Source organism: Caballeronia sp. ATUFL_F2_KS9A (genome assembly GCF_023630765.1).
Classification (GTDB): domain Bacteria; phylum Pseudomonadota; class Gammaproteobacteria; order Burkholderiales; family Burkholderiaceae; genus Caballeronia; species Caballeronia zhejiangensis.
Window position 1 is genome coordinate 62198 of sequence record NZ_JALQEK010000017.1, and the last position, 9328, is coordinate 71525.

8 protein-coding genes and 1 tRNA gene are annotated in these 9328 nt (G+C 59.8%); all 9 read right to left on the bottom strand.

Features of this window, described 5'->3' with window-relative positions:
* Positions 1-10: 10 nt before the first annotated feature.
* Positions 11-4117, bottom strand: a complete 4107-nt coding sequence (gene rpoB, locus NCS67_RS11960) for a DNA-directed RNA polymerase subunit beta (protein ID WP_008343804.1) — start codon at positions 4115-4117, stop codon at positions 11-13.
* A gap of 368 nt (positions 4118-4485) precedes the next feature.
* Positions 4486-4863 carry a 50S ribosomal protein L7/L12 gene (gene rplL, locus NCS67_RS11965; RefSeq protein WP_008343803.1) on the bottom strand — a complete coding sequence of 126 codons (378 nt, stop codon included), beginning with the start codon at positions 4861-4863 and terminating at the stop codon, positions 4486-4488.
* A gap of 83 nt (positions 4864-4946) precedes the next feature.
* Positions 4947-5444 carry a 50S ribosomal protein L10 gene (gene rplJ / locus NCS67_RS11970; protein ID WP_034473109.1) on the bottom strand — a complete coding sequence of 166 codons (498 nt, stop codon included), beginning with the start codon at positions 5442-5444 and terminating at the stop codon, positions 4947-4949.
* Between the two features lie 303 nt (positions 5445-5747).
* Positions 5748-6446 carry a 50S ribosomal protein L1 gene (gene rplA / locus NCS67_RS11975; protein WP_008343797.1) on the bottom strand — a complete coding sequence of 233 codons (699 nt, stop codon included), beginning with the start codon at positions 6444-6446 and terminating at the stop codon, positions 5748-5750.
* Complete coding sequence (rplK, locus tag NCS67_RS11980) at positions 6447-6878, bottom strand: 50S ribosomal protein L11 (RefSeq protein ID WP_008343796.1); 432 nt, start codon at positions 6876-6878, stop codon at positions 6447-6449.
* Positions 6879-7025: 147 nt separating this feature from the next.
* Positions 7026-7583: a transcription termination/antitermination protein NusG gene (nusG, locus tag NCS67_RS11985; RefSeq protein ID WP_008343792.1), complete on the bottom strand. Its 558-nt coding sequence runs from the start codon at positions 7581-7583 to the stop codon at positions 7026-7028.
* A gap of 1 nt (position 7584) precedes the next feature.
* A complete protein-coding gene (gene secE / locus NCS67_RS11990) occupies positions 7585-7965 on the bottom strand; it encodes a preprotein translocase subunit SecE (RefSeq protein ID WP_008343790.1) in 381 nt (126 codons plus the stop codon).
* Between the two features lie 35 nt (positions 7966-8000).
* Positions 8001-8076: transfer RNA gene (locus tag NCS67_RS11995), tRNA-Trp, on the bottom strand.
* Positions 8077-8143: 67 nt separating this feature from the next.
* A partial coding sequence (gene tuf, locus NCS67_RS12000; protein ID WP_250435275.1) for an elongation factor Tu occupies positions 8144-9328 on the bottom strand: 1185 nt, incomplete at its 5' end.

The following is a 9328-nucleotide window of genomic DNA, read 5'->3' on the forward strand; positions in this document are numbered from 1 at the left end:
CGTAGTCCGATTAGTTGCGGTCCAGATCGATATCAATACCGAGCGAGCGGATTTCCTTCACCAACACGTTGAAGGATTCCGGCATGCCCGCGTCGATGACGTGATCGCCCTTGACGAGGTTCTCATAAACCTTCGTCCGGCCCGTCACGTCGTCCGACTTGACCGTCAGCATTTCTTGCAGCACATACGACGCGCCATACGCCTCGAGTGCCCACACTTCCATCTCACCGAAGCGCTGACCACCGAACTGCGCCTTACCACCCAGCGGCTGCTGCGTGACGAGCGAGTACGGACCGGTCGAACGTGCGTGCATCTTGTCGTCGACCAAGTGGTGCAGCTTCAGGTAGTGCATGTAGCCGACCGTGACCGTGCGCTCGAATGCTTCGCCGGTGCGGCCGTCGTACAGCGTGACCTGGTTCTTCGACGGCGTCATGCCGAGATTCGTGGCGATGTCGTCCGGGAACGCCAGATCGAGCGCACGCGTCATTTCGTGTTCCGTCGCGCCGTCGAACACCGGCGTCGCGAACGGCACACCTTCGCGCAGGTTCTTCGCGAGTTCGAGGATCTCGTCGTCGGAGAACTTGTCCAGCTCTTCCTGACGGCCCGACTCGTTATAGATCTGCGTGAGGAACTGACGCATTTCTTCGATCTTCGCCTGACGCTGCATCATCTCGCCGATGCGCCAGCCGAGACCCTTCGCGGCCCAGCCGAGGTGCACTTCGAGAATCTGACCCACGTTCATCCGCGACGGCACGCCGAGCGGGTTCAGCACGACGTCGGCCGGACGGCCATCGGCCATGTACGGCATGTCTTCGATCGGCACGATCTTCGACACGACACCCTTGTTACCGTGACGACCCGCCATCTTGTCGCCAGGCTGCAGGCGACGCTTCACGGCGAGATACACCTTGACCATCTTCAGCACGCCCGGCGGCAGTTCGTCGCCTTGCGTGAGCTTCTTGCGCTTCTCTTCGAACGCGAGATCGAACTGGTGACGCTTCTGCTCGATCGAGTCCTTGATCGCTTCCAGCTGTGCCGCGGCTTCTTCGTCCGCGAGGCGGATGTCGAACCAGTGGTAGTGATCGAGATCTTCGAGGTACGCGAGGTCGATCTTCGTGCCCTTCGCGAGCTTCTTCGGACCGCCATTCGCGACCTTGCCGTTCAGCATGCGGGCGAGACGCGAGAACGCGTCGCCTTCCACGATGCGCAGCTGGTCGTTCAAATCGAGGCGATAACGCTTCAGTTCGTCGTCGATGATCTGTTGCGCGCGCTTGTCACGCGTGATGCCTTCGCGCGTGAACACTTGCACGTCGATGACCGTACCGCTCATGCCCGAGGGCACGCGCAGCGACGTATCCTTCACGTCCGATGCCTTCTCGCCGAAGATCGCGCGCAGCAGCTTTTCTTCCGGCGTCAGTTGGGTTTCGCCCTTCGGCGTGACCTTGCCGACCAGCACGTCGCCCGCCTCGACTTCCGCGCCGATGTACACGATGCCCGACTCATCGAGACGGCCAAGCTGCACTTCCGCGAGGTTCGAGATATCGCGCGTGATTTCTTCCGGTCCGAGCTTCGTGTCGCGAGCAACGACATTCAGTTCTTCGATGTGGATCGACGTATAGCGATCGTCCGCAACGACCTTCTCCGAGATCAGAATCGAGTCTTCGAAGTTGTAGCCGTTCCACGGCATGAACGCGACCAGCATGTTCTGGCCGAGCGCGAGCTCGCCCAAATCCGTCGATGCACCGTCAGCCAGCACGTCGCCGCGCGCAACCTTGTCGCCGACCTTCGCGATCGGACGCTGGTTGATGTTCGTGTTCTGGTTCGAACGCGTGTACTTGATCAGGTTGTAGATGTCCACGCCGACGTCGCCGGCGACGGCTTCATCGTCGTTCACGCGAATCACGATACGGCCCGCGTCGACGTAATCCACCACGCCACCGCGCAGCGCCTGAACCGTCGTGCCCGAGTCGACCGCGACCGTGCGCTCGATGCCCGTACCGACGACCGGCTTTTCCGGACGAAGGCAAGGCACGGCCTGACGCTGCATGTTCGAACCCATCAACGCGCGGTTCGCGTCGTCGTGCTCGAGGAACGGGATCAGCGATGCAGCCACCGACACGATCTGCGACGGCGCGACGTCCATGTACTGGATGCGGTCCGGCGTGACCATCAGCGTTTCGCCCGCTTCACGCGACGACACGAGTTCGTCGGTCAGCGTGCCGTCTTCGCTCACGGCGGCATTCGCCTGCGCGATCACGTAGCGGCCTTCTTCGATCGCCGACAGATAGTCGATCTGATCCGTCACCTTGCTGTCCACGACCTTGCGGTACGGCGTTTCGAGGAAGCCGTACTCGTTGAGGTGCGCGTACAGAGCGAGCGAGTTGATCAGACCGATGTTCGGACCTTCCGGCGTTTCGATCGGGCACACACGGCCGTAGTGCGTCGGATGCACGTCGCGGACTTCGAAGCCCGCGCGCTCGCGCGTCAGACCGCCCGGGCCCAGTGCGGAAACGCGACGCTTATGCGTGATTTCCGACAGCGGGTTGGTCTGGTCCATGAACTGCGAGAGCTGCGACGAACCGAAGAACTCGCGAATCGCCGACGAAATCGGCTTCGAGTTGATCAGGTCGTGCGGCATCAGGTTTTCGCTTTCGGCCTGGCCGAGGCGTTCCTTCACAGCCCGTTCGACGCGCACGAGACCCGCGCGGAACTGGTTCTCCGCGAGCTCGCCGACGCAACGCACGCGACGATTGCCGAGGTGGTCGATATCGTCCACTTCGCCCTTGCCGTTACGCAGCTCGACGAGGATCTTGATGGTCGCGAGGATGTCGTCGTCCTGCAGCGTCATCGGTCCGATGATTTCGTCACGGCCGACGCGGCGGTTGAACTTCATGCGGCCGACCTTCGACAGGTCGTACGCGTCTTCGCTGTAGAACAGACGGTTGAACAGCGCCTCGACCGCTTCTTCGGTCGGCGGCTCGCCGGGGCGCATCATGCGGTAGATCGCGATGCGCGCGGCCATCTTATCGGCAGTTTCGTCGATACGCAGCGTCGACGAAATGTACGGACCCTGATCCAGATCGTTCGTGTAGAGCGTCTGGATGTCCTTGACCTTCGCTTCGCGCAGCTTCTCGAGAACCGTTTCCGTGATTTCTTCGTTGGCGTTCGCGATCACTTCGCCCGTTTCGGGGTCGATCACGTTCTTCGCCAGCACGCGGCCGAGCAGGTATTCCTCCGGCACCGAGATGAACTTCGTCTTGGCGTTTTCGAGGTCGCGAATGTGCTTCGCGTTGATCCGCTTGTCCTTCGTGACGATGACGTTGCCATCGCGATCCTGGATGTCGAAGCGCGCGACTTCGCCGCGCAGACGCTCAGGCACGAATTCCATTTGCGCGCCTTCGCTCATCAGCGCGAAGTTGTCGAACACGAAGAAGTTCGCGAGGATCTGCTCCGGCGACATGCCGATAGCCTTCAGCAGGATCGTGACCGGCATCTTGCGGCGACGGTCGACGCGGAAGTACAGCACGTCCTTCGGATCGAATTCGAAGTCGAGCCACGAGCCACGATAGGGAATGATACGAGCCGAGAACAGCAGCTTGCCGGAGCTGTGCGTCTTGCCCTTGTCGTGCTCGAAGAACACACCAGGCGAACGGTGGAGCTGCGACACGATCACGCGCTCGGTACCGTTGATGACGAACGAACCCGTCGGCGTCATGAGCGGAATTTCGCCCATGTACACTTCCTGCTCCTTCACTTCCTTGACGACCGGCTTGCTCGGCGATTCCTTGTCGAGCAGAACCAGGCGCACTTTCGCGCGCAGCGCCGAGCAGTACGTCAGACCGCGCTGCTGGCATTCCTTGATGTTGAACGCGGGCGGCGACAGCATGTAGCTGACGAACTCGAGACGCGCGAAACCGTTGTGCGAGACGATCGGGAAAACAGAGCTGAACGCAGCCTGCAAGCCTTCGGACTTGCGCTGCGAGGAAGACGTGTCCGCTTGCAGAAACGTCTGGAATGATTCAAGCTGGGTCGCCAGCAAAAAGGGAACTTGGTGAACGATGGGGCGCTTCGCGAAACTCTTGCGAATACGCTTCTTCTCGGTGAAGGAATATTGCATACGATCTCCGAATCACGGCGGGCGTTACCGAGGCGGGATACCTCGATGCCACAGCCCGGTGTTCACCGACTGAGACCCGCGCAACTGTCCGGGGAGGACGCGCGAATCTAGAAGCTTGGTGGTTGGCCGCTACCAACCGCTGGCTGACGGCAGCGGATGCCTGTGTTTCCCGCTACCCGACCAAACTTGCCTTCTGCAGTCGCTTCAGAAGACAAAGAGAACAATCGGAAAATTCTGCCGCCCCGACCGTTATCTTTGGCTTCTGTGGAGACGTTTATGCTTGCTGACCAGCATACAAACTGCGTCCCCACAAAGCACAAAAAGGCCGGCGGTGAAAAACCGCCAGCCTTCGCATAGCGCAATGAAACTTACTTGATTTCAGCCTTCGCGCCAGCGTCTTCCAGCTTCTTCTTGGCTTCTTCAGCAGCAGCCTTGGGCACCGCTTCCTTGATGGGCTTCGGTGCGCCGTCAACCAGATCCTTCGCTTCCTTCAGGCCGAGACCCGTCAGTTCACGAACAGCCTTAATGACGGAAACCTTGTTCGCGCCTGCTTCGAGCAGGTTCACGGTGAACTCCGTCTGCTCTTCAGCAGCAGCAGCGGCGCCACCGGCACCTGCGGGGCCAGCAACTGCGACAGCAGCAGCCGACACGCCAAACTTCTCTTCGAACGCCTTGACCAGCTCGTTCAGTTCCAGCACCGACATCGAGCCAACGGCTTCGAGGATGTCTTCTTTTGCGATTGCCATGTGAAATACTCCTAGATTGAATTCGGATCGAGCTAGCGATCTAGCTTTGCCTAACTTAAGCGACTAGCGCCCAAGCGCGGTCGTTACGCAGCTTCGCCCTGCTTCTTTTCAGCCAGCGCGGCCAGAGCGCGCGCAAAGCCGGAAACAGGTGCCTGCATGACGAACAGCAACTTGGAGAGCAGTTCTTCGCGGCTCGGGATGTTGGCCAGCGCTTGCACGCCTGCCTTGTCCATCACGTTGCCTTCGTAGGAACCAGCCTTGATGATCAACTTGTCATTGCTCTTGCCGAAGTCGTTGACGACCTTCGCAGCGGCAATGGCATCTTCCGAGATGCCGTAGATCAGAGGACCGGTCATCTGCTCAGCCAGCGGAGCGAACGGCGTACCTTCGACGGCGCGACGCGCCAGCGTGTTCTTCAACACGCGCAGATACACCTGTTGCTCACGCGCTTTCGCGCGCAGCTTGGTCAGATCGCCAACCGTGATCCCACGATACTCAGCGAGCACCATCGTCTGAGCCTTCGCGACTTGCGCGGCGACTTCAGCGACGACTGCCTGCTTATCTTCTTTGTTCAGTGGCACGGTTAAACCTCCAGATTCGATGCACTCGGGCGAACTACCCTCATGCACCACGTTCAACAACGGCGTCCGACTGTTAGGAGTATTTCGATCGATTGGTGAGACGTCTCACGACGCTCGATAACCGACTTCAACCACTGCAAAACTGTTTCGGGTTCGCCATCTGCGTTGGCTTGAATTAAGGCAATGCCTGCCTGCTGCACCGCCACCAACGGTCTTTGACAACCGGTTGCTCAATCGAAACTGCAATCTTGCAACCGCCCAAAGCCCATATGAAGCGCGGTCATCTGACCGCGCTCGAAATTCTTACTGTTGCGCCAGCGTGGCTTGATCCACGCGAACGCCGACACCCATCGTGCTCGACACCGCGATCTTGCGCAGGTACACGCCCTTGCTGGTCGCCGGCTTCGCCTTTTGCAGCGCTTCGATCAGCGCCGACAGGTTCTGACGCAGCGATGCCGGCTCGAACGATGCGCGACCGATCGTGCCGTGGATGATACCGGCCTTGTCTACGCGGAACTGAACCTGACCCGCCTTCGCGTTCTTGACCGCTTGAGCGACGTCCGGCGTAACCGTACCGACCTTCGGGTTCGGCATCAGACCACGCGGACCGAGGATCTGACCCAGCGTACCGACGACCCGCATCGTGTCCGGCGAAGCGATCACGACGTCGAAATTCAGATTGCCGGCCTTGACTTGCTCGGCCAGGTCTTCCATGCCGACCACGTCTGCGCCAGCTGCGCGAGCCTGTTCAGCCTTGTCGCCTTGCGCGAACACTGCGACGCGAACCGACTTGCCGGTACCAGCCGGCAGAACTACGGAGCCGCGAACCACCTGATCCGACTTCTTCGCGTCGATGCCGAGCTGCACTGCAACGTCGATCGACTCGTCGAACTTGGCGCTCGCGCATTCCTTCACGAGAGCCAGCGCGTCGTCGATCGCGTACAGCTTCTGACGATCAACCTTGTTCGCAAATGCCTGAAGGCGCTTAGAAAGCTTAGCCATTTACACGCCCTCCACAGTGATGCCCATCGAACGCGCGCTGCCGGCGATCGTACGCACGGCTGCATCCAGATCAGCTGCCGTAAGATCCGGCATCTTGGTCTTCGCGATTTCTTCCGCTTGAGCGCGGGTGATGTTGCCGACCTTGTCGGTGTGCGGCTTGCTCGAACCCTTCTGCACTGCGGCCGCCTTCTTGATCAGAACGGTAGCCGGCGGCGTCTTCATGATGAAGGTGAAGCTCTTGTCCGCGAATGCCGTAATGACGACCGGCACCGGCAGACCCGGCTCCATACCCTGAGTCTGCGCGTTGAACGCCTTGCAGAACTCCATGATGTTCAGGCCACGCTGGCCCAGTGCCGGACCGACCGGCGGCGACGGGTTGGCTTTACCTGCAGGAATCTGCAGCTTGATAAAGCCGATGATTTTCTTTGCCATGTTGAAAACCTCTGCTGAACGCGTGAGCGTTCGGTGAGTGATAGCGCGCGTTCGACGTTGCCGACTACTGACGCTCCTCAACGGCCATGACGCGGACCGTAAGCGCGAATCGCGCGATGGCCCGAAAGCCACGCGCGATGTATTCGATTAAAGCTTCTCGACCTGACCGAACTCGAGTTCGACCGGCGTCGAACGCCCGAAAATCGTGACAGAAACACGCACTCGGGACTTTTCGTAATTCACTTCTTCGACGTTGCCATTGAAGTCGGTGAACGGACCTTCCTTCACGCGGACCATCTCGCCGACTTCGAAGAGCGTCTTCGGCCGCGGCTTCTCGACGCCTTCCTGCATCTGCGACATGATCTTTTCGACTTCACGTGGCGAGATGGGACTCGGGCGATTGCGCGCACCACCAACGAAACCGGTTACTTTGGCCGTGTTCTTGACCAGATGCCACGTTTCGTCCGTCATTTCCATTTCGACCAGGACGTAACCCGGGAAGAAACGACGCTCGGTGACCGATTTGTGGCCGCCCTTTACTTCAACAACTTCTTCGGTCGGGACAAGAATCTGACCGAATTGATTTTGCATGCCTGCGCGCTCGATGCGCTCCTGAAGCGCACGTTGCACGCTCTTCTCCATGCCGGAGTATGCGTGCACCACATACCAACGCTTTCCACTCGGGGATGTCGGAGTATCGCTCATATCATTTCCAACCCAGAATCGCCGAGAAAATCACCCATTCGATCGACTTATCGCTAAGCCAAAGGAAGATGGCCATGATCAGAACAAACGCGAAGACCACCAGGGTCGTTTGCGTGGCCTCTTTGCGAGTCGGCCAGACAACCTTGCGGACTTCCTTGTACGAGTCTTTGGCAAAAGCGATGAAACCCTTGCCCGGCGCAGAGAGCAGACCGACTGCGACACCCGCGATGACACCAACAGCAAGCGCTGCGCCGCGGACGTACCATTCTTGGCCCGAGAGCCAGAAGAATCCAACGAACCCGGCCAAGACCAACAATACGCCCGCCACCAACATCAACTTGTCGCCGGAAGTATTTACAGTTTCGACGGAAGGATTCGCCATAACACCTTAAACAGCGCCACTTGGCGCGAGAATTTTGGCAGGGGCAGAGGGAATCGAACCCCCAACCTTCGGTTTTGGAGACCGACGCTCTGCCAGTTGAGCTATACCCCTAAACCATTTGGGGTCGACGGACATTGCCGACCCCGAAACCACTAACTACCGAGAAGATTTCTGGCTCTTACTCGATAATCTTCGCCACGACACCGGCGCCGACGGTACGGCCGCCTTCGCGGATTGCGAAGCGCAGGCCTTCTTCCATGGCGATCGGAGCGATCAGCTTGACCGTAATCGACACGTTGTCGCCCGGCATCACCATTTCCTTGTCCTTCGGCAGCTCGATTGAGCCGGTCACGTCCGTCGTACGGAAGTAGAACTGCGGACGGTAGTTGTTGAAGAACGGCGTGTGACGGCCGCCTTCGTCCTTGCTCAGCACGTACACTTCAGCCGTGAAGTGCGTGTGCGGCGTGATCGAACCCGGCTTGGCCAGAACCTGGCCGCGCTCCACGTCTTCACGCTTCGTGCCGCGCAGCAGGATACCGACGTTGTCGCCTGCCTGACCTTGGTCGAGCAGCTTGCGGAACATTTCCACGCCCGTGCAGGTCGTCTTCACCGTCGGCTTGATACCGACGATTTCGATTTCCTCGCCGACCTTGACGATGCCGCGCTCGACGCGACCCGTCACCACCGTGCCGCGACCCGAGATCGAGAACACGTCTTCCACCGGCATCAGGAACGCGCCGTCAACTGCACGCTCCGGCGTCGGGATGTACGAATCCAGCGCGTCGGCCAGGTTCATGATCGCCACTTCGCCCAGCTCGCCCTTGTCGCCTTCCAGCGCCAGCTTGGCCGAACCCTTGATGATCGGGGTGTCGTCGCCCGGGAAGTCGTACTTCGACAGCAGTTCGCGCACTTCCATTTCGACGAGCTCGAGCAGCTCGGCGTCGTCCACCATGTCGCACTTGTTCAGGAACACGATGATGTACGGCACGCCAACCTGACGGGCCAGCAGGATGTGCTCACGCGTTTGCGGCATCGGGCCGTCAGCAGCCGAACACACCAGGATTGCGCCGTCCATCTGCGCGGCGCCCGTGATCATGTTCTTCACGTAGTCGGCGTGGCCCGGGCAGTCGACGTGTGCGTAGTGGCGGTTAGCCGTTTCGTACTCGACGTGCGCGGTGTTGATGGTAATACCGCGCGCCTTTTCTTCCGGCGCTGCGTCGATCTGGTCGTACGCCTTCGCTTCGCCGCCGAACTTCTGCGTGAGAACCGTCGTGATCGCTGCCGTCAGCGTGGTCTTGCCGTGGTCAACGTGACCGATCGTGCCCACGTTCACGTGCGGCTTGGTCCGCTCGAATTTACCTTT

Bases quoted from the DNA above. Each gene is read 5' to 3' on its own strand.
- secE (WP_008343790.1), bottom strand. From the start codon at position 7,965: ATGGCGAATCCTTCCGTCGAAACTGTAAATACTTCCGGCGACAAGTTG.
- nusG (WP_008343792.1), bottom strand. From the start codon at position 7,583: ATGAGCGATACTCCGACATCCCCGAGTGGAAAGCGTTGGTATGTGGTG.
- rplA (WP_008343797.1), bottom strand. From the start codon at position 6,446: ATGGCTAAGCTTTCTAAGCGCCTTCAGGCATTTGCGAACAAGGTTGAT.
- rplK (WP_008343796.1), bottom strand. From the start codon at position 6,878: ATGGCAAAGAAAATCATCGGCTTTATCAAGCTGCAGATTCCTGCAGGT.
- rplL (WP_008343803.1), bottom strand. From the start codon at position 4,863: ATGGCAATCGCAAAAGAAGACATCCTCGAAGCCGTTGGCTCGATGTCG.
- rpoB (WP_008343804.1), bottom strand. From the start codon at position 4,117: ATGCAATATTCCTTCACCGAGAAGAAGCGTATTCGCAAGAGTTTCGCG.